We start from the raw sequence: 23,795 nt of genomic DNA, 5'->3' as shown, positions 1-23,795 counted from the left end.
TTAAGTTAGTGGGGCGCGGGTTATAAAACTTATCGGCTGGAACTCATATACTAAGTATGTTGAGGATGCTATATTAGAGTTATTAACATTATGGAATCAAAGTCAATTATTAGAATGAGGTGCAGAAATGAATCATACTAAACTATATTTGAGATTTGGTATTTCATCAGGAGCGCTCCAAAATCTAGCGGAAGAACTTCTGAAAAAGGAAAAAGATTGGGTAAATTATAATCACATAGGAAACGTTGAGGGGGCTGATCAGACTAGATCAGGACAACCAGATTTATTAGCGTATCAAAAGAATGGTAAGGAAGTCCATATTCAAATCACGAAAGATGCTACAAAAGGAAAAATGCGTAAAGATTTAGAAGAGAGTTTAAAAGTATTAAAAAACAGATCTTCAACAATTGGGGCAATTTGTGTGGCATTTACAAGCTATGACCCAAAAACTCAAGAAGTAGCTGAATGTGAAGAACTATGTAGTGAAAACGAGTGCACATTCATTTTATATAAGAATACTGAAATAGCAGATCTTCTTGATAAAAAATATAAAGATCTTAGAGTTAAATACTTATCTATTCCTGACAATACAAAACCAATTATTATGCTGGATTTAGAGAGAGAAGAAGGCTACACAAGTATTGAACATGGTTTTTTTACACATGTAAGAATTGCGAATATTGGTACATCTCCTGCTGTTAATATTAAAGTAACTGCAATAAGAAAAAAATCGGATGGTTTAGAGGAGTGTGCTTCCCCTTGTTTTATTGGATTAATTATGGCACAGGAAGTAAGGTCAAAACAGTTTATATCAGATATTGTGTCTGATACTACGGTTTTAACATTAGTAAAAGATGAAGCGAAAGAATATGTAATGTTTATATTTGAATATGAGGATAATAATTTCAATCAGTATAGTACTATGCAAATTTTTACAATAAAATCAAAGTTTCATAGTGGAGGAGAACGTAAAGTAACTTATGGAAAGCTAGAATTAGTTAGATAGCTAAGTAAAAAATAAATATACTTTTCCATAAAAATTATAGGTATGATACGGTGAACTTTACTAAATATATTATGTAAAAAATGTTGGATTTTATGATAATATTTTAATGAAGTTTGTTTTTTGCAGGGGATATAATAATGAAAAATGCTATACATATAATGAAATAAATTATTTGGGGAATCGAGTATGCTAAAGCAAATAAAAGATATTAATGAACTTGTCCTTATGTGGGATTTAGATGAAAATTTGCGAAATGAAAAGTTGAGCACCTTAATGAAATGGAAGGAGGATCTTGATGAGGAAGAATTTGAAATAGTATTGAAAATTTGTAATTATTTCAATTATTATTCTGAAAAAAAATCAGCGCATGTGTATAAGAGTGTTTTTGAAGAGAAGATATGTTCTATGGAGAGTGTTGATGTATTTATTAAAAAATCTATGTTTATGCCATTAAGAAGAAAAGACAGAATTGAATCAGCGATAGGCATGCTTCTTAGCTTTATATATCTTAATAACATAGATGTTAATCGAACAAATGTAAATGGCCCAGTAGACTATCTAAAAAAATATAAAGCTAAAAAAGAGAGTGCTAGTAAAATTGTAGAAAAATGTGATCAAGAAGATAGTGCTGATGACGCTGCTATTTTGAATCTACAGGAGAAATCTGCGATTCAAAGTAACCAAAAAGTAAAATCTAAAATAGAAAAGCAGATTAGTGGCTTGCAAGCAAGAAAGGCTAAGAGAGAAAAGCGCTTAAATGAGGTGGTTAAAGAATATGATGAAAAATATCATTCAGTAAAAAATCTAATCATTATTGATGATTTCATTGGTACCGGTAAGTCTGTAATTAAATTATTGAACCAGATAGGTGAGATTACTAAAGATAGTGATATTGGCACCAAATTGCATTTTTTGGTGATTGAAGCTAGTAAATCAGGAATGGAAGCAATAAAAAAAACTGCAAAAAGATTAAATATTGAAATCCAAATTAGTTTTTATAAAATATCTACAGATGTATTAGAAGAAGACACGGTATTTAGTAGTGATAATATAGATCAAATAAAAGAGATGATTAGTAATATAAATAAAAAAAATAAATTAAGAAAAAGTGAATATTGTAGGAATCATGCAATTGCATCATTTATAAATGCACCAAATAACAATTTAACCTTACTTTCAAAGGAAAATTCAAACTGGAAAGCTTTGTTTCTTAGAAAAACAAGGAATAATGACAGGGAAGAAAAGGATAGCGATGAGCTAAAAGATGCTATGCAATCTTTAAGAAAGTAAGAGAGAGGGGATAGGATGTGAAGTTTTCTCCTTTAAAAAGGAACATTGTGCTATTGATTATAAGGGACTATGAGATGGCCGAGGTATTAGATACTATTAAAGAGTATTTGACTGTTACAAATGAACAAGTATTTTATATTATTGATTTTTTAATTAAATCAAAATTGGTGATTTTTGAAGATGGAAAACTAATTATTACATACGAAGGTTATAGTATATTAAGAAATTCAAAACTTGATGGGTTTTCTCTTCAGAGAATAAATGAATTTAAATATGTAGTTAAAGAGACCCCTTTAAAAAATTATATTCCCAAAAAACTCTAAAGGAGGTATAATGTTTAGTGGTGACTAGACTTTTAGCAAGTGCTAATTGAAGTAAGTATGTATTTAATTCTTATTTCAAAACCATAATAATAATTCTGCCAAAAGCCGCAGAACTATTATCACCTTTAAATTAAGAATTAAAACATTAAGATCTTCTTAATTTAAAGGTGAAGTAGTCACTAAACATACTAGGATATGATTAAGCAAATTTTACAGAATATTGAATCAAGTGATTTATCAAAGGAAGAGAAAAAAATCTTTAACCAATATGCTAAGAATTTATATTCTAACCATTGTCCTGTTATTTTTGATATTAATCAGTTAATGATGCTTTTTGAATTGTTGAATGACGATTTAAAAAAGTTTATGATCGACAATACCAATCATTATTATGTGAAAAAACGAAATGGGGATCCTAGAGAGGTTTGGAAACCAAGTTATAAACTAAAAACGGTTCAAAAATGGATACTTAAGAATATCTTAAATAAAATTGTAGTATCGAACTGTGCACATGGATTTGTTAAGAATAAATCGATTCTAACGAATGCAGAAGTCCATCAACATCAAGAGCCATTTTGGGTATTTTCAACAGATATCAAAGATTTCTTTCCCTCAATAAAATATAATGAGGTAAAGAAAATATTTATGGGAATTGGTTATTCAGACGCAGTTAGTGAAGCCTTTAGCCTATTAACAACTATAAATGGAAGACTGGTACAAGGTTTTCCAACAAGTCCGATGTTATCTAATATTGTTTTTCATGGAATTGATGAGGAATTTCAACAATTAGCTAGACGATACAATATTCAGTATTCTAGATATGCAGATGATATTACTTTCTCAGGTGTTCAAAAAAAAGGTTATCTTACATTGGTAAAGAAAATAAAAGAAATAGTATCATTTGTATTAAATAAGCATGGTTTTATTATTAATGATAATAAAACCAGATTAATGAAAAATAGGCATACGAAAATAGTAACGGGCCTAATTGTTACATCACAAGGTGTGAGGATTCCACAAAAATATATTAGGAGACTGGATAAGGAAATTTATTATTGTCAAAAATTTGGTGTAAATGAACATTTGAAATACCATAAGATTATTACCATTGCTAATTATAAAGGGTATTTAATTGGATTAGCAAGATTCATTTATATGGTTGATCAAATGAAAGGGAAAGAATTAATAAAGGAAATTCAAAACTTAGATTGGGATTAACAATTGAGGATAGTTTATTAAACTATAAGATAGATATATTTTTAAATATGAAATATTATTTTGATATATAAGAAATGCAGCAAAAATAACTACAAACTAAAGTTAAACGGCATGCTTTAATAGGTATGTCGTTTTTATTTATTTCAAGGATTTTGTATTTATTATTAATAAGAACACTTTGGAAATTCGGTTAATCAGATTTATAAAATACAACAGTTTTCAGTGTATAATATTGATAATCTAATATTAAATTATCAATATTATACTTATTATTAGGAGGAATAGGTTGCGGATTATACATTTTGCAGAAAAATTTTGATTTGATGTTCAAATTTTAAAAATATATATTTAATGAAAAAGAGGTTAGTCTATAGATGGAACGCCCTCTTTTTGTTTTTCGATGGTCGTGTAAATAGATCTGTAAGGAGTATGTTAAAACTTACAACTGATTTTTACAATAATAATCATCAATGCAGCAGTTCCGCATGCTAGTTAATATTTATTATGAATATAAGCTTGGAAATTTCAATAAACAAACATTATTATAATCGAGGAAAAACCAACGGAGGAAACCACATGCCAACCTACAACAAACTAATCCGGAACAAAATCCCACAAATAATAAAATCCAACGGAAAAACACCAACAACAAGAATCCTACACGAAGACGAATACATAAAAGAAATCTGCAAGAAAACAGAAGAAGAAATAACAGAATACATCGAAGCAAAACAAAACCCGATAAACTAGAAGAACTATCCGACCTCCTAGAACTAATCAACGCCCTAGCCGAACACGAAGGCCCAACACTAGAAGAAATCAACAACATCCGTAAAAAGAAAGCAGAAGAAAGAGGTAGCTTCTCAGATCGAGTGTTTCTAATTGAAGTAACCGATAAATAGCCCCTCCTAAGCCCCTTACAAGCCCCTACCAAGTAGTAAATCACTAAGAAAAAACATAACAAAACAAAAACACCAACAAACACCGTAGTAGGAGTCGAAAAAAATTTTGAAATAACACGCCAAAAACCCGGCCCTCCTTCCTATATATAGTACAAAGAGGGAATTTTCATTTTTGAATTAGGACGGGAGGAATTAGGATGGCGGTATACCGTAATGTGCAGGTGAATTTTTGGCAGGATGATTTTGTTTTGGATTTGACGCCGGAGGAGCGGTATTTTTATGTTTACTTGTTAACTTGTTCGAAGACGACGCAGTGTGGGATTTTTCCTTTTCCGAAGCGGTTAGCTGAGATGGAGACGGGTTATAATCGGGAGACTGTTGATAAGCTTGTGCAGCGCTTCATTGATTATGGGAAGATTCTTTATGATGCGGATACGAGAGAGTTATTCGTTTTAAATTGGCTTCGTTATAATCCGGTGACGAATACGAATGTGGAGAAGTGTGTGCTTCGTGAGCTGAAGGGTGTGAAGAATAAGGAGTTTGTACATATGTTTCTTCAGAAGTGCGTAGAGGAGGAGCTGAATGTTCCGATGCTTTTAGCGCATTTCGGTATGCCGAGTGATTTAGCTGTGGATAATGTTGATCCAGTTTGCGAGGAGACAGGGGAAGAAGAGGTTATAGAGGAAGAAACGGGAAGTCGCGTGTTTTCTTTTTATGAGCAACATTTTGGGAGTTTGTCTCCGCATACTGTGGAGGAACTGAGTGCGTGGATGGAAGATTTGTCAGAGGAGCTTGTGCTGAAGGCTCTTCAAATTGCGTTTGAGAATAATAAGCGGACGGTTGCTTATGTGAAGGGGATTTTGAGAGGGTGGCATGGGAAAGGATTTACGAAAGTATCTGAGGTCGAGGCGGATACGGCGAGCTTTAGGAAGAAGGAGTCGTCTGTTAGTACGGGGGAGACGGAGGAGTTTTTGGCGAGGTGTGAGGAGTGGGAGAAGAATGCGCCATCTGAGGAAGAGTTGCAGCGCTTTTTAGCGGAGCGCGGGTGGCGGCCATGAGTATTCAAAATGTGGAGGCGGAAAAGACGGTGTTAGGTTCTCTATTACTTGATGGAGAGCTTATTAAGGAGTGCCGTTTGACGGAGCAGTATTTTTCTTTGTCAGTGCATAAGTCTATATTTCAGTTAATGCGAAAAATGGAAGAAGAGGGGCAACCGATTGATCTTGTGACGTTCATTTCTAGGGTAGATCCGAAGTTTTTAGAGGGGATCGGGGGGATGGAGTATTTTATAGGGTTAATGGATGGTGTGCCTACAACTGCCAACTTCCCTTATTATGAGGGGCTTGTTCGAGGTGCCTGGAAAATGTATCAGGCGGGTGTTCTCGGGCACAAGATGGGAGAGCGTCTTATTGCGGAGAAGAGTGAGAAAATTATTGGTGAGACGATTACGGCACTTTGTGAGTTAGAGGAGAAGGACTGTGTATGTGAGTTTGATTTGAAGGATGCGTTAGTTGATTTATATGAAGAGCTACATCAAGATGCGAAAGAGATTACTGGTATTGAGACTGGTTATACATCGTTAAATAAAATGACGTGCGGATTGCAGGAAGGTGATTTTGTCGTCCTTGGTGCGCGTCCTTCTATGGGGAAGACTGCGTTTGCGCTAAATGTTGGACTGCATGCAGCGAAGTCTGGAGCGGCGGTTGGATTGTTTTCATTAGAGATGAGTAGTAAGCAATTGTTGAAAAGGATGGCGTCTTGCGTAGGGGAAGTATCAGGAGGTAGGCTGAAAAATCCGAAGCATCGTTTTGCGATAGAGGACTGGGAAAAGGTGAGTAAGGCGTTTGCGGCGATTGGTGAATTACCATTTGAGATTTACGATAACGCAGGCATTTCAGTGCAAGATATTTGGATGCAAACTCGTAAGTTAAAGAGGAAGCATGGGGATAAAAAGATTTTAGTTATTGTAGATTACTTGCAGCTTATTACGGGTGATCCGAAGCATAAGGGCAATCGATTTCAAGAGATTAGTGAAATTTCGCGTAAGCTTAAGGTATTAGCACGTGAACTAAATGTTTGTGTAGTAGCATTATCGCAATTGTCTCGTTCCGTAGAAGCACGACAAGATAAGCGACCTCTTTTATCTGATTTAAGAGAGACAGGACAAATTGAGCAAGATGCGGATGTCATTATGCTTATGTATCGCGAAGATTATTACGATAAGGAAACGAAGCAGAAAGAGATGACGGAGATTCATGTGGCGAAGCACCGGAATGGGCCTGTGGGGAGTTTTAAGCTGAGGTTTATGAAGGAGTTTGGTCGGTTTGTGGAGAAGGGGAATTAGGTGTTGGGAAAATAGCCGACTATTTTTTATATGAAAAAATTATTATGTTTAATACGCAAATTTTTTGATTTAAAAGCTCTTTAGTATATAAGTGTATAAAAATATTAAGTTAGTATATGGAATAAAAATGGGTTTCATATTTGTGAAAGAAAGCATTATATTTTTGTATGGGATAACAGGGGGGAGAAACGCATTTAAAACAGGGTATGAATTCTTGAGCACTTCATATGATTGTTGGTGGTATGATATCCTTGATTACGGTCCGGATTGTTGAACAAGAATTACAAAGGTGATGCATAACTAAGATGTATCACCTTTTATTTTTTATGGCGTTTTATGTTTTAGATATTAATAATTTGTAATAAAGTTTGATCAAATGTCCTATATTGATAGGCAGGATTTTTACTTTTTCAGCAAGCGAGTTATTTGGTGAATAGTTCAATACCTATTATTTTGTTGCGGTGAATATACTGGAGGGTATGTTAAGACTTTCATTAGGATAGGAGTGAATAAGTAATTATGAAAAAAGCGATACGCGTCCTTATTTCTGGTGCGAGCATTACCGGTCCGGCACTGGCTTACTGGCTTCATCGTTATGGTTTCGACGTGACTGTAGTAGAACGCGCACCTGCATTGCGCTCTGGTGGATACGGGGTTGATGTCCGTGGTGCAGCTGTTACGGTGCTTGGACAGATGGGTATACTCGATCAAGTCCGTGCAGCTGATACAAACATGACCGGTGTGTACTTCGTGAACAGCAAAGGTGATGTTGAAGGTCAATTAAGTGAAGCAAGTGTAGCGAACCAGCATGGTGTGGACATCGAAATCATGCGTGATGATTTGATTAATATTTTGTACGATTTAACTAAGGATACAATTAAATACATTTGGAGTGAGTCAATTACTGCTATACATGAAACTGAAGCAGGTGTCGAAGTCCAATTTATTCATGAAAAGCCACAGACGTTTGATTTGGTCATCGGTGCGGACGGGCTGCATTCTAATGTGAGGTCCCTTACTTTTGGTGATGAGGCACAGTTTAAACATACACTTGGCTGTTATATTTCGATTTTTACTCTCGAGAATTACCTCAACCTTGACCACCGCGTAATGCTTTATACAATGCCAGGCAAAACTGTGGGTATGTATAGCGCTCGTGGTAATACAGAGGCAAAAGGTATGCTCCTGTTCCAATCAGAGGCACTGGAGTACCACCGCTATGATGAAGAATCTCAAAGAAAACTTGTAGAAAATGCCTTTGTAGGCCATACAGAAGACTGGGAAACTTCACACATACTTAAAACTATGAAAGAGGCAGATGACTTTTACTTTGATGAGATTTGTCAAATTCACATGCCAACATGGTCAAAAGGTCGAATTACATTGGTAGGTGATGCGGCGTATGGTCCATCACCTCTATCAGGGCAAGGTGCTAGTCTAGCGCTTGTCGGAGCTTATGTATTAGCAGGCGAACTCAAAAACGCGAGTGGTGATCATTCCCGTGCCTATGTTGCTTATGAGCAAGAGATGAGAAGGTTTGTTGAGAAGAATCAAAAAATAGGGAAACTAGCTGCTGGGAGCATGGTTGAAAAATCGAGCTTTAAAATCTTTCTGCGCAATTTTATGTTACGAGTACCAATCCTTATGGTCTTCCAGTTTAAGCTAATCTCGAAAATGGTAGCGAAAGCCGCTAACGGGATCGAGCTAAAAGACTATTGATATGAATATGTAAGAAAAGAGCTTTGTCTCCATGATTTATATTACCGCACGAGATTGATTGTAATAACTGTTTCTGGTTAAAAGACTGAAAAATTAATAAATATAAATGAGATAATAAAATGAAAAAATTATTGGATAGGGGGAAGTTTATGGGAGATTATTCGAATAAGTCAGATGAAGAACTGGAACGGTTATATTATGAGGGGAATACACGTGCAAGTCGAGATGCAGAAAATAAGTTATACGACAGAGGATATACACTAGATTCTGATAGTGATACATGGGATTTAGCATCAAATCAAAATGATACTCATTCAGTAGGGATTCCAATACCTACTGGACAAGGAACATTCCTTTTGTTTTTAGCTATTTTAATAGGCGGTTTAATCGCTTTTTTCATCGGTGGATTTCTTGTTATTGCGTACGCAGTTGAATACGCTACATATATTTATATAGGCTTTGTTTTATCATTTGTACTCTTGTGTGTAACGAAAGGTAATTCTAGATTTATTAATTTTTTATTTTATTTAGGGTGTTTAGCTCTAGCCACTAGGTTATTTACAAATGTTATTGAACTGTTTGAAAATGTAGATTACGTCACTTTTATAATGAGAGATACGGATGGATTAGGGGTTATTATTAAATATGGAATCATATATATTATATACGCAGCTATTATTCCCCTATTGTTCATGAAGATAATAACGACAATTGTAAGGAAAATACATTTAAAATCTAAAAATAAAAATTCTACATTAAATGTTTAAAAAAGAGGTGTCACATAGTTATAAGGTGACACCTCTTTTATTTGATCTAAGAGAGACGGGACAAATTGAGCAAGATGCGGATGTCATTATGCTTATGTATCGTGAAGATTATTATGATAAGGAAACGATGCAGAAAGAGATGACAGAGATTCATGTGGCGAAGCATCGGAATGGACCTGTGGGGAGTTTGAAGCTGAGGTTTTTGAAGGAGTTTGGGCGGTTTGTGGAGAGGGTGAATTAGTGGGAGGGAGAAGCTTGTGCTTTGAGGAACGGAGTAGAAGTGGCTTCAATTATGAAAGGAAAGATTGTTCGTTTAATAATTGGAGGAAATATAGATCTTAAGACAGAAAATTTGTATGTTATTTTCATTTTCTTTAGCGGTTCTGATGCAGAGATAAAGTGAAACTTTAATCAGTGGGGGTCTTACTGCCTGGAAAATAGCGGGATAAAATAAAGCACTCCATCCATATTTGTATAAGCTATAACATTGTTAACGCGTATCCCCATCACGTTTAAAGCAGGAAGAACCATCGCTGAAAAATGGATTAGGTTATTACAAGGCAAAGGGAATCCATTCTACTGGATTCCCTTTATTATTGCTTCTTTCATATCAACATTAATATGTAACACATCGTATTACTTAAAAATCTTTCGCAAAATTTTAATTTTGTTCCTATATGGTGGAAATAAAAAACCTAGCTCTATCCTTGAGCTTTTCTTTAAAATGCTTTTATGATGTGTAAAAGCATCAAAACTATGTTTCCCATGATAGGAGCCAAATCCTGCAGTTCCTACTCCGCCAAAAGGTAAGTGGATATTAGCCATATGTGACATTGTATCGTTGACGCATCCTCCGCCAAAAGAAATTCGTCCTAATACCTGCTTTTCAACATTTTTATTTTCAGTAAATACATACAAAGCTAACGGCTTGGGATGGGCGTTAATCGTATGAATGACTTCATCTAAATCATTGTAATCCATAATTGGTAAAATGGGCCCAAAAATTTCTTCTTTCATAGCTGCATCATCCCATGATTTTACTTCAAGAAGTGTTGGTTCAATATATAAATGGCTTCTAGATGAATTTCCACCAAATACTATATAATTTTTGTCTTGCTCTAATATAGAAATAAGTCTATCGAATTGTTTCTCATTAACAATTCGACCATAATCATTGCTTTTTAATACATCTGATCCATAAAAGTCTGTAATGATTTCTTTCATTTTCGAAATTAGTTTTGCCTTAATAGATTTGTGGGCAATAACATAATCAGGTGCAATACAGGATTGGCCAGCATTTATGAATTTTCCCCAGATAATGCGCTTGGCTGCTATATCGAGGTTAGCAGTTTCATCGACAATAGCTGGTCCTTTTCCACCAAGTTCTAATGTTACTGGTACAAGATTTTTCGCTGCAGCTTCCATGACAATTTTTCCAACTTGAATGCTCCCAGTAAAAAAGATGTGGTCAAAAGGTGCATGAATCAATAAAGAAGTTATTTCTCTGCCTCCTTCAATTACACGAATGTATTGCTTATCAAACGTTTCACTTATTATTTTGTTCATTACAGCTGAAACATTTGGTGCATTTTCTGAAGGCTTGAGAACTACACAATTTCCTGCTGCAATTGCCCCAATGAGAGGTTCAATTAATGATTGGAATGGATAATTAAAAGGTCCAATAATTAGCACGGTACCATATGGCTCTTTTATTATATAGCTTTTGGATGGGGCAAAATGAATAGGTGTTTTTACTTTTTGAGGTTTCATCCACTGTTTTAGGTGCTTCATTATAAAATTGATACTGTTAAATGCGAAACCAACTTCTGCAGCGTATGCTTCAAACTCGCTTTTGTGTAAATCTTGATATAATGCGCTCAGTACTTGACTTTCATATTTTTGAATAGAATTTTTTAGCTTTTCTAACTGTTTCAGCCGAAATTGAAGACTTCTTGTATGATCATGATGGAAAAATTGTCTATGTTCTTGAATAAGTTGTTGTATATCATCAACCATTAGGAAATCCCTCCAATAGTAAGAAAATATTCACGTACCATATTCATCGATTGTATGAAGCATTTCATTCACATATCATATTTACTAATGCATCCGTTTGCTGAAAAATAGGGGGGGGCATGATTTTTCAGCAAACTTTATTCTAAACTAACATCAGCAACAGGAAGTAGAATTCCTGTTGCTGAATAAAAGGCAGAGCACAGTATGTTTCAGTCACCTAAATACTCTTTTAAGAGACCGATATTCACGTAGATTAAGAGAATAAAATAATACAAACGAATTCTCTCAATGTGGATGTGTAGTTATTTATTTTAGTAAAATCTCTACTCCATATTCTTCTTATAACTAACCCGCAACAACCCTTTAAAATCAACCTCAGCAATCAACACACTTACTAATATAAGTGTCGCGCCTAAGTATCCTTTCCCAGTAAGTGTTTCACCTGTGAAAACGAAAGCGAAGCCTGCGGAAAAGACAGGTTCTAATGAGAAGATAAGTCCTGTATGTGTAGGCGTCGTGTATTGCTGGGCGATAACTTGCACGATGAATGCAACTGCGGTGCAAAATATGCTTAAGGCTAAGATGATGAGCCATGAGTTGGTTGTGCTAGGCAGTTTTGGCGTTTCGATAATGAATGAAAAAATAAGACTAAATAGGCCAACGAAGCCGAGTTGTATGACTCCAAGTGCAATGGAGTTTACATGTTTTGTTACGCTGCCAGTGATGATGACGTGAATGGCATAAAATAAGGCAGACAGTATGCAAAATATATCGCCGTTACCGATCTTGAATTCGCTCGTTAATGTTAATAAGCCGATTCCTATTATCGTTAAAATGATTCCTACTATAACTTTCTTTTCTGGAATGTGTTTTAAAATTATAGCTGATAGTATCGGAATGAAAATGACTGTGAGACATAGTAAGAAGCCAGCATTAGAAACACTTGTGTACTTTGTGCCGAAAGTCGCGAAAATGTAAACGATAAATAAGACAGAAGCGAGTATAAATGCATATTTTACAGTTTTAAAATCGACTTTGAATAAATGTTTGTAAAATATTAAACCTGATAAAAGAAAGGCGATAATAAATCGTAATGCGATTAAGTTGTATTCTTCTATACCTTCAAGTCCAACCTTCGTAAGTAAGATGGATGCACCCCAGAAGAATGTAACAAGTAGTAGCCCTAAATCCGCTTTTAATTGTAGTTTCATTTCTATTCCCTCGTTATGTATAAATTTTATAATCCCATACCCCTATCCCCATTCTTTATTTTAATATCAATTCTGAATATTTGTAACTTAAATTTATCGACGTTTTATTCCAAAAGAAAGAGGCTATTGTATAATCCGGTTTAATCGGTTTATACAATAGCCTCTTTTCATTTAAAAGTTCCGATCTAATAATAATCCGAGTTGCTCCGCGACAACTTCCGGCGGATCAGGAAGCCCTTTCATAAAGTATGTCTCCACGACTCCTACGATAGCGTAGCCGAAGAATGTGATGATCATGTCTTCACTAAATCCTTTGTTTACACCTTCTTTAACATCTATGTCATCTTTTATTTGCTCGATGATGTAGTCGAAGAAGTGTTTGCGGAAAGCGGAAGCTCCTTTTCCCGCTAGCATCGTTGAGAAGAAGAAGTAGTGCTGTTCCATGTTTTCGAACCAAGCGATGCAAGCTTCTCTAAAGCTTAAATCGTGGAGAGGAGCACACAATGTTTTTAGTGCTTCGATACGTTCTACAACGAGTTTGTCGAGTAAATCATATTTATCGAGGTAGTGAAGGTAGAACGTTCTGTTTCCGACGTCTGCCGTGGTGCAAATGTCCTTTACTGTAATTTTATCAAATCCCTTTTCGGCCATGAGTTCAATAAAAGCGTTTTTGATTGCTTCCTTGGATTTAATAATCCTTCTATCGACTTTTTCCATTGTCTTCACCAAACTTTCTGCGTAGTTAATACACAATTTTTATGGATGTGTGTATTAATGCGTGAATTCACTAAAATTGACGTTTGAAAACATCTCTTTTTCATTTTATATTATACACACGGGAGAGATAATACATCAACGTGCATTAATTCTTCCGAGTATCATTTCTTAATGAAAGAGGGGGATAGCGGCCACATTTCGTGCTCTAAGCAACTTTTTTCAAAAGAACCAATAACAAAATAATGACAATTTTATATATGAAAAACAACGAGAAAGAGGTCAATTATGAACCCGAAATATAACAACTTATTTGAAGCATTTACATTTAAATCTGGCGTTACTCTGAAAAATAAAGTCGTGATGGCGCCGATGACAACTTGGGCTGGTAATGATGATTATACGATTTCAGATGAAGAAGTAACGTATTACAAAAAGAGAGCGAACGGAGTCGGGCTTGTGATTACGGGATGTACACACGTACAGGCGAACGGGATTGGTTTTACACATGAGTTCGCAGGTTATGATGATATGTTTATTCCAAGTTTACGCAAATTAGCGGATGCGGCTAAGAGCGGCGGAGCTCCAGCTATTCTTCAAATTTTCCATGCAGGGAACAAAGCGTTACCTGATTTCACACCGGGCGGGGATGTAGTGAGTGCAAGTGCTTTAGAAACAGAAGCTTCTCCGTTTGCACCATCTGTATTACCGAGAGAACTTTCGCACGATGAAATTTTAGAAGTGATTCGTGATTTTGGAGAAACGACGCGAAGAGCAATCGAAGCTGGGTTTGACGGCGTTGAAATTCACGGCGCACACGGGTTTTTACTACAAAACTTCTTATCACCATTCTTTAATAGACGTGAAGATGAGTGGGGCGGTTCTTTAGAAAATCGTTTACGTTTCCCGCTAGCAGTCGTTCGTGAAATTCAATCCGTTATTAAAAAGCACGCGAAGAAGCCGTTCGCATTAGGTTATAGATTTTCACCTGATGAACCGCAAGAAGGTGCTTTAAGAATGAAAGATACGCATGAGTTAATCGATCATCTAATCGAAGCAAATATTGATTACGTTCACGCTTCATTAGCACGTGCCCTTACTGCAAAACCAGTGGATAGTCAGGACGAGAAAACGTACCTTGAGTTAATTGCGGAGCATGTAAATGGCAGAATTCCGTTAATGGCAGCTGGTTCTATGGTAATGCCAGAGGATGCTTCGTTAGCGCTAGAAAAAGGAATCACACTTGCGGCAATTGGCCACGGGTTAATTATGAATCCAGATTGGGTAGAGAAAGTGCAAGGCGGAAAAGAAGATGAAATAAAAACTGCTATTAAGAAATCAACAGTAAGTGAACTGGAGCTTCCAGAAAAGCTGTGGAATGTCATTCAAGCTTCAGGACCATGGTTTAACATCGAAGATTAATTATGAAAATGTATCAATAAAAACGACTATGAAATGGAGAGATTCATATGAAAAAGCAAGTAAATTTTAAAAAATATAATTTGAACATGGCTGGTAATCTGCATGTACCAAACGAAATGGATGATAGCAAGAAATACCCAGTTCTTATCGTTTTACATCCGGCTGGTGGAGTGAAAGAACAAACAGCGGGCCTTTACGCTCAGAAGTTAGCGGATGAAGGATATGTTGCATTAGCATTTGATGCGGCTTATCAAGGGGAAAGTGAAGGGCTACCTCGCTATCTTGACGATCCAACATCTAGAGTAGAAGATGTGCGAGCAGCGGTAGATTATGTAACGACACTTTCTTTCGTTGATCCAGAGCGAATTGGTGTAGTTGGTATTTGTGCTGGTGGTGGTTATGCGATACGCACAGCACAAACAGAACGTCGTATTAAAGCGGTTGTAGGAATTAGCGCAGCAGATATGGGAAGAACGTTCCGCGAAGGTTGGAATGGAGAGGCTCCAATATCGAATGCAATTGAGACGCTTGATGCAGTTGCAAAACAACGTACCGCTGAAGCGAATGGGGCGGAACCGATGTATCTTTCTTACGTGCCGCATGAAATTGATGAAAATACAGATTCGGAAACAGCTGAAGGATATGAATATTACAGAACAGCTAGAGCGCAGCATCCGAATTCAGTAAATAAATTGCTGTTTTCAAGCTTTGATAAAATTTTAGCGTTTACGGCAATTGATGAAAAAATGAGCTCTTTATTAACACAACCACTTCTATTAGTTGCAGGAAGTAAAGCAGGGACACTTTGGCAAAGTAAAGAAGCGTATGAATTAGCGAACGAACCGAAAGAATTAGTCATTCTGGAAGGTGGATCCCACTTTGATCTGTACGATATTCCCGAGTATGTGGATCAAGCTGTAGTGAAGGCAACGGAGTTTCTTCGTAAGCATTTGTAATTTGATTCTCACGAGGCAGTAGAAACATTTTCTACTGCCTCATAACAAATAGGAAAGGGAGTTATGAATATGACGAACGTATTAATTCTTGGAGCGAACGGACAAATTGCACGCAACGCAATTGATATATTTTTAAATGAAACGGATGCAAAGTTAACTCTATATTTACGAAATGCAGATCGAGTACAGCAATACGCTTCTGATCGCGTACGCATTGTGGAAGGTGACGTTTTAAATCGTGAAACATTACAAGAAGCGATGGTAAATCAAGATGTAGTGTATGCAAATTTAGCTGGTGATGATTTAGAAGAGCAGGCGAAAACGGTTGTGAATGCGATGGAAGAGACGGAAGTGAAACGTCTTATTTTCATTAGTTCACTTGGCATTTATGATGAAGTGCCAGGAGAGTTCGGGAAATGGAATAACCGTACGATTGGTCAATATTTAGGACCGTACCGAAAAGCTGTTGATGTAATCGAGTCTTCAAATCTTGCATACACCGTATTACGACCAGCATGGTTAACGGATTATGATGAAGTGGAATATGAAATTACGGCAAAAGGTGATCCGTATAAAGGAACGGAAGTGTCACGTAAAAGTGTTGCAGCTTTCGTCGTGAAATTAGCACAGTCACCTGATTTACACGTTGGCGGAAACTTAGGTGTAAACAAACCGAATACAGATGGCGATAAACCAGCCTTTTTATCCGGCAGTAACGGGCAGTAAAACTCCCATCTCAAAATACCACATTAGAGTTGTAATGTGGTATTTTGAGATTGTATGGGCAATAACACCGATGATAAGTAATCAAAGATTACGTACAATCTCCAACCCTGTTCTTGTTAAATGAATCCCTGCTCTACCTCTTTTTATTTCCAGATATCCTTTCATTTTCAGGAAGTTCAACCGATGTCTAACCTGTGCCTCAGATAAATTTATTGCGACTTCTTGGCTCTTTTCAGAAATAATTCTTCTTCCGATTGTTTTTCCTTTTTCTTCATAATTCATGATGAGGGTAAGGATGAAAAGTGATTCTTGATCAAGAGCGTTTGGACTTGTAGAAAAGGTTGTTATACTCTCGGCTTGGTCGCTATCTGTTTTCTGATGTGGAGGCTTTTGGAAATAATGTTGATTAGGTAAATCATTTTTTGTTATTTGGTTTCCGGTACGGACAGCAAGCATATAATCTATCGTATTTTTAAGTTCTCTTACATTTCCGTACCAGGGATATCCTTGAAGTTCTTCAATTAATTCTTGTTCAATTTTGACTTTAGGGTCCGATAGTGCAACAAAATGTTTAGCCAATAATTCAATGTCATTTCGGCGCGCCCTTAATTCGGGAAGGTGTATAAAGAGTACTTTAAGCCTATGGTATAAGTCCTCTCTAAACACATTTTCTTGAATCATTTTCAGTAGATCTTTATTGGTTGCGGCAATAATTCGAACATCTATCGGGATAATTTGGCTTCCGCCAACACGCATAATCTCTTTTTCCTGCAATACTCGAAGGAGTCGTGCTTGAAGTTTCAGGCTAATATCTCCAATCTCATCTAAAAAAATAGTGCCGCCATTTGCTTGTTCAAATAATCCCATTTTCCCGCCTTTTTTTGCTCCGGTAAACGCTCCGTCTTCATAACCAAATAATTCACTCTCGACTAAATCATCCGATAAAGCACTGAAGTTAACAGCAAGAAAAGGGCCGCTATGTCGCTGGGAAGCGTTATGAATAGCACTTGCAAATAACTCTTTTCCGGTACCACTTTCACCCTCAATTAATACAGTTAAATCCGTCTTAGCTAATCTTTTTGCAATTTGTTTCGTGTCTTGGATCGGAGAGCTAATGCCAACGATATTATGAAAATTGTATTTTGCTACATAACCTTTTTTGATAAATTCTTTTCTTAATTTCCGTTCAAACCCGATGGTCTTAAGGGCATTTCTAAAAGTAACAATAATTGATTGATCATTTATATGTAGACGTTCCACTATTACATCCAAGCCGTTTACAACAAATATTCCGCTTTCTTGTTGCTTATTTGAAAGGATGAAGTTTACTAAATCAATATTATCAATAATGGCATCAATCGGATGACCGATAGCATGTTTGCTTTTTATTTTCAGCATGCTTTCCAAGAATTCATTAAAGACAACAATTCTTCCTTCATAATCAATAGCTAGTATTCCATCCCCAACACCATCAATAACTTGATGAAGTTGTCGATGAGCTTTAGCCAAATTCTTTGTTAAATCTACAATTTTTCGATAGTATCTTTCAGAAACGTGGTTACCTGATTCCTCCATTAAATGGAATCGATCTAGAATGGACATGATTGTAGTAATATCTATTAATCTATGGCCAATATTAATTACTTTTTCTACAAAGTCAGGGATAATTTCAAGTTCGCCAGGTGTAATTGCGAGCTTGATCATTTGTATATTCGTTTTTCCAGGATAGTATGGGACATATTCAATGTGGTTCAGCCCTAATTGACGCATCGTTTCAATTGATTCGTATACTGTTTCATGATTATCATTCACATATAGGGCTTGTGTTCCTTCTGGTAAAAATAAAAGCTGGTCCACGTTTTCATAATTTAATGTTCGTTTTGCTATTATTACTTCGCAGTTTTCCCCAATAAAGTCTTTCACCGTTTCTATCGTAAATGTATTCGGTAACACAATTAATGTAGAATGAAATACTTTTGGAATGCTTTCTTCTACAGAAAAACTTTCGATATCTATGAGATCACCTACCATCTCCGTTAGTTGTTGATGTAGGGCTTTTCGTGTTTCTTTTAAAACGGTGATCAATACAATGTGGTTGTTTTCAAATTTGTTCATAGAACACCTCTTTAGTTGAATGTAATTGGTCTAAAGTTGGTTATTAATTGGTGATTATGTAGTCAATTAATAACCAATTATAATACATTTCAACACAGTAAACACCGATAAAGCGACAAAATATTTAAAAATATGTAAATAATCACTTTAATTTTAATGTTGGCACGATATTTGCTTGTATCAATGGTGTGTAAAGAAATAATGAAATGAGTAGAGTCGTAATTTACATATTTAATTCTTTACCACTTGTTAGAAAAGGGAGGTTAAGAGTATACAATTTCAACAGAGAAAGACAACGAAACCATTTAAATTATGAGGTGAGAGAAAATGAAACCACTAATTGGTGTTACGGGGTATTATATTGATCATAGTGAAATAGGGAAGGAGGGCTTACGAGGGCTACCAGGTCAAGATATGGCTATCTTTTCTTATGACTACATTCGTTCCATTCAACGAGCAGGTGCAACGGTTGTTCTACTTCCAATTGAGGAAGTTGATCAAATTGAGTCCACACTTAATCAATTAGATGGATTGTTATTGGCTGGTGGCGCGGACATCAATCCAATTTATTACGGTGATACTCCAAAAGCATATATAGGTACTGTAGAGGAAGAACGAGATAATTTTGAATTAAATCTGGCAAAGCAGGCTTTAGAAAAAGATATTCCTATTTTAGGAATTTGCCGAGGATTACAAGTGTTAAATGTTGCAGCTGGTGGAACTCTTTATCAAGACTTAGAGCACGAGATGGGGCCAGAATATTTCCATGTTCGAGAACAGTTCCGTAAATGGCAAGGCTCTCATTCTGTAGATCTTCTGGAAGAGGGAAAAATTTATGAGGCTATTGGCCAAAAATCTTTAATGGTTAATTCTTTTCACCATCAAGCAGTGAAAACATTAGGGAAAGATTTTGAGGCGAGCGCATGGTCCTTTGATGGTGTGATAGAGGCTATTGAATCCAAAGCTCATCGTTATGTAGCAGCGGTTCAATGGCATCCAGAAATGATGTCGGAAAAGGATGCTCTACAGCAACGTTTATTTAATCAATTTGTAAATGAAATTAGTAAAAAGGTAGTTAAATCCTAGCGTGTTATAAATAAAAGAATTGATGGAGAGCTTGGTACGTCATGGTAGTGGGACAACCAGACTGCCGGCTGCTTGTAAAAGTAATAATCATTGGGGGATGAACAAAACCCCCAATGATTAAAGTTTCATTCTATTGCAAAGGGGATTGGTATATGAGTCAAGTATCAGAAAAGGCAGTTTCATTCGAGCCAGAAGAAAAAAAGGAAAAAAAAGAATGGAAAATAAACGTATTTGCAATGTTACTTGTCTTGTTAGTTATTGCGGCTGTTATTACACATATATTGCCGGCCGGAAAATATGAACAGATTGAAAAAAATGGGTATACAACAGTAGATCCAAATTCATTTAAATGGATTGAATCAACGCCACTTGGATTTTTTGATACGGTAAAATCTATTCCTACAGGGATGGTAGAAGCTGCTAATATTATCTTTTTTATTCTTATTATCGGAGGGTTTTTTGGTGTATTAAAGGCATCTGGTACGGTTGAGGCTCTTGTTTCAACGATGGCAAAAAAACTTGCTAACCGTGAAAAGTTAATGATTCCTATTATTATGCTGTTCTTTGCACTTGGCGGGTCATTAATGGGGATGGCTGAGGAAGCTTTAGTGTATGTACCTCTATTTATCCCGCTAGCTCTTGCGGTTGGATTTGATACGATAACAGGAACCGCGATGGTACTAGTAGGAGCGTCCGTTGGATTTACAACGGCAATTATGAATCCGTTTACAGTTGGGCTTGCGCAAGGGATAGCAGGTCTTCCTATGTATTCGGGGATGGGGTTCCGCCTAGTTTTATTCGTAATCATATATGTAATTGCTGTTACATTCGTCTATCGTCATGCTATGAAAGTGAAGAGGGATCCTGCAAGCGGAATTTACGGAAAATTCGATACAAACAATCCAGACAGTCTATTAACAGCGAAAGTAAAGTTAACAAAAAGACATAAATGGATATTAACGGCCTTTTTAATCAATTATATTATTCTTGTATTCGGTGTTATTAAGTACGAGTGGTATATAAAAGAAATTGCAGCCTTATTTATTATTTTAACTATAATCATTGCAATCCTTGGCAAGATATCTCTTGATGATACTGTAGAATCTTTTACACAAGGATCGGCATCTTTAATCGGCGGCGCATTAATTATTGGCGTATCACGCGCTATTTTAGTTGTATTGAATCAAGGGCATATTATAGATCCATTACTTTATCAAGTATCGGAAGAAATGAAACATGTGTCTCCTTTTTTAAGTGTTGTTGGAATGTACAACTTCCAAGTAGCTATTCATTTTATTTTAGCATCAGGTAGTGGTCATGCAATGTTGACAATGCCTATCATGGCGCCACTTGCAGATTTATTGGACATTACACGCCAAACAGCAGTATTATCCTTTTCATTCGCGGATGGTATTGGAAATATTATTTTTCCGACAGGTGGTACGCTAATGGCTGGATTAGCAATTGCAGGAATTTCATGGACAAGGTGGGCAAGGTGGATTCTTCCTTTAATTCTAATTGAATACTCAATCGGTTTAATAGCAGTTATAATTGCTCATCTTATTGGTTATGGTCCGTCTTAATAAATATACATAAATATAAAATTGAAGAGACTCGGTATGTAGTATGTACAAAAAAAACGCCTATTTCATATAGGCGTTTTTTTGATGGTGAAGTTATTCCTTTTCAAACTGAAAAATATCCCGGTTAATAAGTTGATGGAGATACCTATCCATTTCAGCAGCAGAAACGCTTCTTTCATTTTTAAACCACCATGTGCTTAATGAGGTGATTGCCCCTGAATAAAATTCAATGATTAAATCATTGGACATCGTATGATTTTTACACAGTTGATTTAACGCTTCTATTTCTTGTTTTCTCGTTTCGTGACTTAAATACTGTGTCCGGCTAATAAATTGTTCATCAGACATTTGCGTTTCTAATATTTTACCGATTTCTTCATGATGTAGAAATTGTTCCATTACTTGAAATGGTTTACTTAATCGATCTGAAACCGGTATTCCCGCAATCATCTTGCTGTATCGTTTAAATCCAAATGCTAATAAAGCATCTTTATCTTCGAAGTGTTTATAAAAGGTTGTTCGGTGTACCATCGCACGGTCACATATTTGGTTAATCGTGATAGTACTATATTTCTGTTTTGATTGCGTCATTAATTCAAATAAGGAATCCCATAGTAATTTATGTGTACGTCTAATACGTAAATCAAGTTGTTTTTCATTATCATTCATCTACAATTCTCCTTTTTTGTAGATTAAATATACAATGGCTGAAAATTGATTCTCCCTTTTTAATCTACATATGTATATTATATTACATGTGTTCCGTTGTATTTAAAGCTTTTTAAGTAAGAAACAGGAGGAGAATTTGCAAATGAATATAACAACTAAGAGCCCTGCAAGTGGCAAAGTTGATACTTCTAATATGAAACATACCCCGATTTTAATTGCATTACTTTTAGGGGCAATGGTTGCATTATTAAACGAAACATTACTTGGTAATGCGTTAACTGTATTAATGAAAGAATTTGACGTAACAGCTTCAACGATTCAATGGCTTTCTACAGCTTACATGTTGGTGGTTGGGGTTTTAGTCCCGATTACAGCGTTACTTCAGCAATGGCTCACAACGAGACAAATGTTTTTGATCGCTATGGTAACGTTTTTAGTCGGTACATTAATTGCGGGATTTGCACCGACATTTTCCATTTTATTAATCGGCCGTATCGTCCAAGCTGTAGCGACGGGGTTAATTTCACCGTTATTAATGAATACGATTTTACTTATTTGTCCACCTGAAAAGCGCGGTGCCACGATGGGATTAATCGCACTTGTGATGATGGCAGCTCCAGCAATTGGTCCTACATTATCTGGAGTAATTGTGGATTCATTAAATTGGCGCTGGTTATTCTATATTGTTATTCCTATCGTGATCATTTCAATTATGATTGGGATGAAATACATTCAAAATGTTTCAGAGTTAACAAGGCCAAAAGTAGATTATCCATCTATCCTTTTATCGACATTAGGATTTGGCGGGTTTGTGTATAGCTTTAGTGCATCAGGTGATTTAGGGTGGTCCGATGCGAAAGTGTATGGCACTTTAATTGTTGGGCTTATCTCATTATGTATTTTTGTCGTTCGACAATTAAAAATTGAGAATCCAATTTTAGAATTACGAGCATTTAAAGTGCCGATGTTTACAATATCAGTTGGATTAATCGTCATTGTGATGATGTCGTTATTTTCAACGATGACTTTATTGCCGATGTTCCTACAAACAGTTTTACTCGTTACAGCATTTAAATCAGGACTAATAATGCTTCCAGGAAGTATTATTAGCGCCATAATGGGACCAATCGCAGGTAAACTATTTGATAAATTTAGTCCGAAAGTTGTTATCGTTCCCGGTATTGTGTTAGTAGGTATTGCAATGTTCTTATTTAAAGGCATTACTCCTGATACATCAATGGTACAAATTATTGTCATGCATAGCGTATTAATGGTCGGGCTCATGTTTGTAATGACAGCACAAACATATGGATTAAATCAATTAACACCAGATTTATATCCGCACGGAACAGCACTGTTTAATACGTTACAGCAAGTAGCTGGCGCAATTGGTACAGCTATCTTTATTTCGAAAATGTCTTCAGGAACAACTAAGTATATGGAAAGCTCAGCAAATCCAATGGATCCAGTAGAGAAGTTAAATGGTTTAACATCTGGATTCCAAGGTGCATTTACACTAGGGTTAATCTTTATCGTTATTGCTTTTATCGTATCGTTGTTCTTAAAAGAAGAGAAAAAGGGAGTAAAGACAGCGAGGGTTTTACAGAACGGGAATTAAGCTTCAAATAAAAAAGACATCTTTTCTAGGAAAGGTGTCTTTTTATATTTCTTTCGTAACACTTGTTTTGGATATCTTAATACTGAAGAATGGTATGTGCAATGTCTTTC

21 protein-coding genes and 1 pseudogene are annotated in these 23,795 nt (G+C 35.9%); 17 read left to right on the top strand and 5 right to left on the bottom strand.

Annotated elements, in window-relative coordinates; translation table 11 throughout:
• Positions 1 to 127 precede the first annotated feature (127 nt).
• From MKX66_RS15160 to MKX66_RS15110, 11 genes and pseudogenes are all read left to right on the top strand, one after another.
• Entirely contained in the window at positions 128 to 1,006 is an 879-nt protein-coding gene (locus MKX66_RS15160; RefSeq protein WP_341086581.1) for a hypothetical protein, read from the top strand.
• 186 nt (positions 1,007 to 1,192) lie between these two features.
• On the top strand, positions 1,193 to 2,296 hold the full coding sequence (locus MKX66_RS15155; protein WP_341086579.1) for a phosphoribosyltransferase-like protein: 1,104 nt from the start codon (positions 1,193 to 1,195) through the stop codon (positions 2,294 to 2,296).
• A 74-nt stretch (positions 2,297 to 2,370) separates the two neighbouring features.
• The gene (locus MKX66_RS15150; protein WP_341086577.1) at positions 2,371 to 2,619 is read left to right on the top strand and encodes a hypothetical protein; all 249 of its coding nucleotides are present in this window, start codon (positions 2,371 to 2,373) and stop codon (positions 2,617 to 2,619) included.
• Between the two features lie 195 nt (positions 2,620 to 2,814).
• Positions 2,815 to 3,837 carry a reverse transcriptase family protein gene (locus tag MKX66_RS15145; protein WP_341086576.1) on the top strand — a complete coding sequence of 341 codons (1,023 nt, stop codon included), beginning with the start codon at positions 2,815 to 2,817 and terminating at the stop codon, positions 3,835 to 3,837.
• 576 nt (positions 3,838 to 4,413) lie between these two features.
• Positions 4,414 to 4,739: pseudogene (locus tag MKX66_RS15140) on the top strand (nucleoside triphosphate pyrophosphohydrolase).
• A gap of 197 nt (positions 4,740 to 4,936) precedes the next feature.
• Positions 4,937 to 5,797 (top strand): DnaD domain-containing protein, encoded by an 861-nt coding sequence (locus tag MKX66_RS15135; protein ID WP_341086574.1) that lies wholly within the window; start codon positions 4,937 to 4,939, stop codon positions 5,795 to 5,797.
• A complete protein-coding gene (dnaB, locus tag MKX66_RS15130; RefSeq protein WP_341086573.1) occupies positions 5,794 to 7,083 on the top strand; it encodes a replicative DNA helicase in 1,290 nt (429 codons plus the stop codon). Before MKX66_RS15135 ends, dnaB begins: the two co-directional genes overlap by 4 nt.
• 519 nt (positions 7,084 to 7,602) lie before the next feature.
• The gene (locus MKX66_RS15125; protein ID WP_341086572.1) at positions 7,603 to 8,802 is read left to right on the top strand and encodes an FAD-dependent monooxygenase; all 1,200 of its coding nucleotides are present in this window, start codon (positions 7,603 to 7,605) and stop codon (positions 8,800 to 8,802) included.
• A 149-nt stretch (positions 8,803 to 8,951) separates the two neighbouring features.
• Complete coding sequence (locus MKX66_RS15120; protein WP_341086571.1) at positions 8,952 to 9,569, top strand: hypothetical protein; 618 nt, start codon at positions 8,952 to 8,954, stop codon at positions 9,567 to 9,569.
• 7 nt (positions 9,570 to 9,576) lie between these two features.
• Positions 9,577 to 9,810, top strand: coding sequence for a DnaB-like helicase C-terminal domain-containing protein (locus MKX66_RS15115; RefSeq protein WP_445662212.1), 234 nt, complete (start codon positions 9,577 to 9,579; stop codon positions 9,808 to 9,810).
• 21 nt (positions 9,811 to 9,831) lie between these two features.
• On the top strand, positions 9,832 to 9,972 hold the full coding sequence (locus MKX66_RS15110) for a hypothetical protein (RefSeq protein ID WP_341086567.1): 141 nt from the start codon (positions 9,832 to 9,834) through the stop codon (positions 9,970 to 9,972).
• 233 nt (positions 9,973 to 10,205) lie between these two features.
• Here the strand turns inward: MKX66_RS15110 and MKX66_RS15105 are convergent, their stop codons facing one another.
• The 3 genes from MKX66_RS15105 to MKX66_RS15095 all read right to left on the bottom strand — a co-directional run bounded on the left by MKX66_RS15105 (position 10,206) and on the right by MKX66_RS15095 (position 13,513).
• Positions 10,206 to 11,585 (bottom strand): aldehyde dehydrogenase, encoded by a 1,380-nt coding sequence (locus MKX66_RS15105; RefSeq protein WP_341086565.1) that lies wholly within the window; start codon positions 11,583 to 11,585, stop codon positions 10,206 to 10,208.
• Between the two features lie 323 nt (positions 11,586 to 11,908).
• Positions 11,909 to 12,796 carry a DMT family transporter gene (locus MKX66_RS15100; protein ID WP_341086564.1) on the bottom strand — a complete coding sequence of 296 codons (888 nt, stop codon included), beginning with the start codon at positions 12,794 to 12,796 and terminating at the stop codon, positions 11,909 to 11,911.
• A gap of 171 nt (positions 12,797 to 12,967) precedes the next feature.
• Positions 12,968 to 13,513, bottom strand: a complete 546-nt coding sequence (locus MKX66_RS15095) for a TetR/AcrR family transcriptional regulator (RefSeq protein ID WP_341086563.1) — start codon at positions 13,511 to 13,513, stop codon at positions 12,968 to 12,970.
• A 285-nt stretch (positions 13,514 to 13,798) separates the two neighbouring features.
• Between MKX66_RS15095 and MKX66_RS15090 the strand changes: the two genes are divergently transcribed.
• From MKX66_RS15090 to MKX66_RS15080, 3 genes are all read left to right on the top strand, one after another.
• Complete coding sequence (locus MKX66_RS15090; protein ID WP_341086561.1) at positions 13,799 to 14,932, top strand: NADH-dependent flavin oxidoreductase; 1,134 nt, start codon at positions 13,799 to 13,801, stop codon at positions 14,930 to 14,932.
• 47 nt (positions 14,933 to 14,979) lie between these two features.
• A complete protein-coding gene (locus MKX66_RS15085; protein ID WP_341086559.1) occupies positions 14,980 to 15,888 on the top strand; it encodes an alpha/beta hydrolase in 909 nt (302 codons plus the stop codon).
• A gap of 69 nt (positions 15,889 to 15,957) precedes the next feature.
• On the top strand, positions 15,958 to 16,614 hold the full coding sequence (locus MKX66_RS15080; protein ID WP_341086556.1) for an SDR family oxidoreductase: 657 nt from the start codon (positions 15,958 to 15,960) through the stop codon (positions 16,612 to 16,614).
• A gap of 81 nt (positions 16,615 to 16,695) precedes the next feature.
• On the opposite strand, the gene MKX66_RS15075 is transcribed toward MKX66_RS15080, so the two are convergent.
• Complete coding sequence (locus tag MKX66_RS15075; RefSeq protein ID WP_341086554.1) at positions 16,696 to 18,729, bottom strand: sigma 54-interacting transcriptional regulator; 2,034 nt, start codon at positions 18,727 to 18,729, stop codon at positions 16,696 to 16,698.
• Positions 18,730 to 19,056: 327 nt separating this feature from the next.
• Here MKX66_RS15075 and MKX66_RS15070 point away from each other — a divergent pair, with 327 nt between their 5' ends.
• Together MKX66_RS15070 and MKX66_RS15065 are read left to right on the top strand one after the other, a co-directional pair.
• Complete coding sequence (locus MKX66_RS15070; protein ID WP_341086553.1) at positions 19,057 to 19,815, top strand: gamma-glutamyl-gamma-aminobutyrate hydrolase family protein; 759 nt, start codon at positions 19,057 to 19,059, stop codon at positions 19,813 to 19,815.
• A gap of 152 nt (positions 19,816 to 19,967) precedes the next feature.
• Positions 19,968 to 21,398, top strand: a complete 1,431-nt coding sequence (locus MKX66_RS15065; protein WP_341086551.1) for a YfcC family protein — start codon at positions 19,968 to 19,970, stop codon at positions 21,396 to 21,398.
• A 93-nt stretch (positions 21,399 to 21,491) separates the two neighbouring features.
• Here the strand turns inward: MKX66_RS15065 and MKX66_RS15060 are convergent, their stop codons facing one another.
• The gene (locus MKX66_RS15060; protein ID WP_341086549.1) at positions 21,492 to 22,067 is read right to left on the bottom strand and encodes a TetR/AcrR family transcriptional regulator; all 576 of its coding nucleotides are present in this window, start codon (positions 22,065 to 22,067) and stop codon (positions 21,492 to 21,494) included.
• A 142-nt stretch (positions 22,068 to 22,209) separates the two neighbouring features.
• Here MKX66_RS15060 and MKX66_RS15055 point away from each other — a divergent pair, with 142 nt between their 5' ends.
• Complete coding sequence (locus tag MKX66_RS15055; protein WP_341086547.1) at positions 22,210 to 23,685, top strand: MDR family MFS transporter; 1,476 nt, start codon at positions 22,210 to 22,212, stop codon at positions 23,683 to 23,685.
• The last annotated feature ends 110 nt before the right edge of the window (positions 23,686 to 23,795 follow it).

The organism is Bacillus sp. FSL R9-9530, from assembly GCF_038008145.1.
In the GTDB taxonomy this organism is placed as follows: domain Bacteria; phylum Bacillota; class Bacilli; order Bacillales; family Bacillaceae_G; genus Bacillus_A; species Bacillus_A mycoides.
The sequence above is the reverse complement of the archived record's forward strand: the minus strand, read 5'-3'. Positions and strand labels throughout refer to the sequence as shown.

Coding starts and splice junctions, on each gene's coding strand:
- MKX66_RS15160 (WP_341086581.1), top strand. CDS start 128: ATGAATCATACTAAACTATATTTGAGATTTGGTATTTCATCAGGAGCG.
- MKX66_RS15155 (WP_341086579.1), top strand. CDS start 1,193: ATGCTAAAGCAAATAAAAGATATTAATGAACTTGTCCTTATGTGGGAT.
- MKX66_RS15150 (WP_341086577.1), top strand. CDS start 2,371: ATGGCCGAGGTATTAGATACTATTAAAGAGTATTTGACTGTTACAAAT.
- MKX66_RS15145 (WP_341086576.1), top strand. CDS start 2,815: ATGATTAAGCAAATTTTACAGAATATTGAATCAAGTGATTTATCAAAG.
- MKX66_RS15135 (WP_341086574.1), top strand. CDS start 4,937: ATGGCGGTATACCGTAATGTGCAGGTGAATTTTTGGCAGGATGATTTT.
- dnaB (WP_341086573.1), top strand. CDS start 5,794: ATGAGTATTCAAAATGTGGAGGCGGAAAAGACGGTGTTAGGTTCTCTA.
- MKX66_RS15125 (WP_341086572.1), top strand. CDS start 7,603: ATGAAAAAAGCGATACGCGTCCTTATTTCTGGTGCGAGCATTACCGGT.
- MKX66_RS15120 (WP_341086571.1), top strand. CDS start 8,952: ATGGGAGATTATTCGAATAAGTCAGATGAAGAACTGGAACGGTTATAT.
- MKX66_RS15105 (WP_341086565.1), bottom strand. CDS start 11,585: ATGGTTGATGATATACAACAACTTATTCAAGAACATAGACAATTTTTC.
- MKX66_RS15100 (WP_341086564.1), bottom strand. CDS start 12,796: ATGAAACTACAATTAAAAGCGGATTTAGGGCTACTACTTGTTACATTC.
- MKX66_RS15095 (WP_341086563.1), bottom strand. CDS start 13,513: ATGGAAAAAGTCGATAGAAGGATTATTAAATCCAAGGAAGCAATCAAA.
- MKX66_RS15090 (WP_341086561.1), top strand. CDS start 13,799: ATGAACCCGAAATATAACAACTTATTTGAAGCATTTACATTTAAATCT.
- MKX66_RS15085 (WP_341086559.1), top strand. CDS start 14,980: ATGAAAAAGCAAGTAAATTTTAAAAAATATAATTTGAACATGGCTGGT.
- MKX66_RS15080 (WP_341086556.1), top strand. CDS start 15,958: ATGACGAACGTATTAATTCTTGGAGCGAACGGACAAATTGCACGCAAC.
- MKX66_RS15075 (WP_341086554.1), bottom strand. CDS start 18,729: ATGAACAAATTTGAAAACAACCACATTGTATTGATCACCGTTTTAAAA.
- MKX66_RS15070 (WP_341086553.1), top strand. CDS start 19,057: ATGAAACCACTAATTGGTGTTACGGGGTATTATATTGATCATAGTGAA.
- MKX66_RS15065 (WP_341086551.1), top strand. CDS start 19,968: ATGAGTCAAGTATCAGAAAAGGCAGTTTCATTCGAGCCAGAAGAAAAA.
- MKX66_RS15060 (WP_341086549.1), bottom strand. CDS start 22,067: ATGAATGATAATGAAAAACAACTTGATTTACGTATTAGACGTACACAT.
- MKX66_RS15055 (WP_341086547.1), top strand. CDS start 22,210: ATGAATATAACAACTAAGAGCCCTGCAAGTGGCAAAGTTGATACTTCT.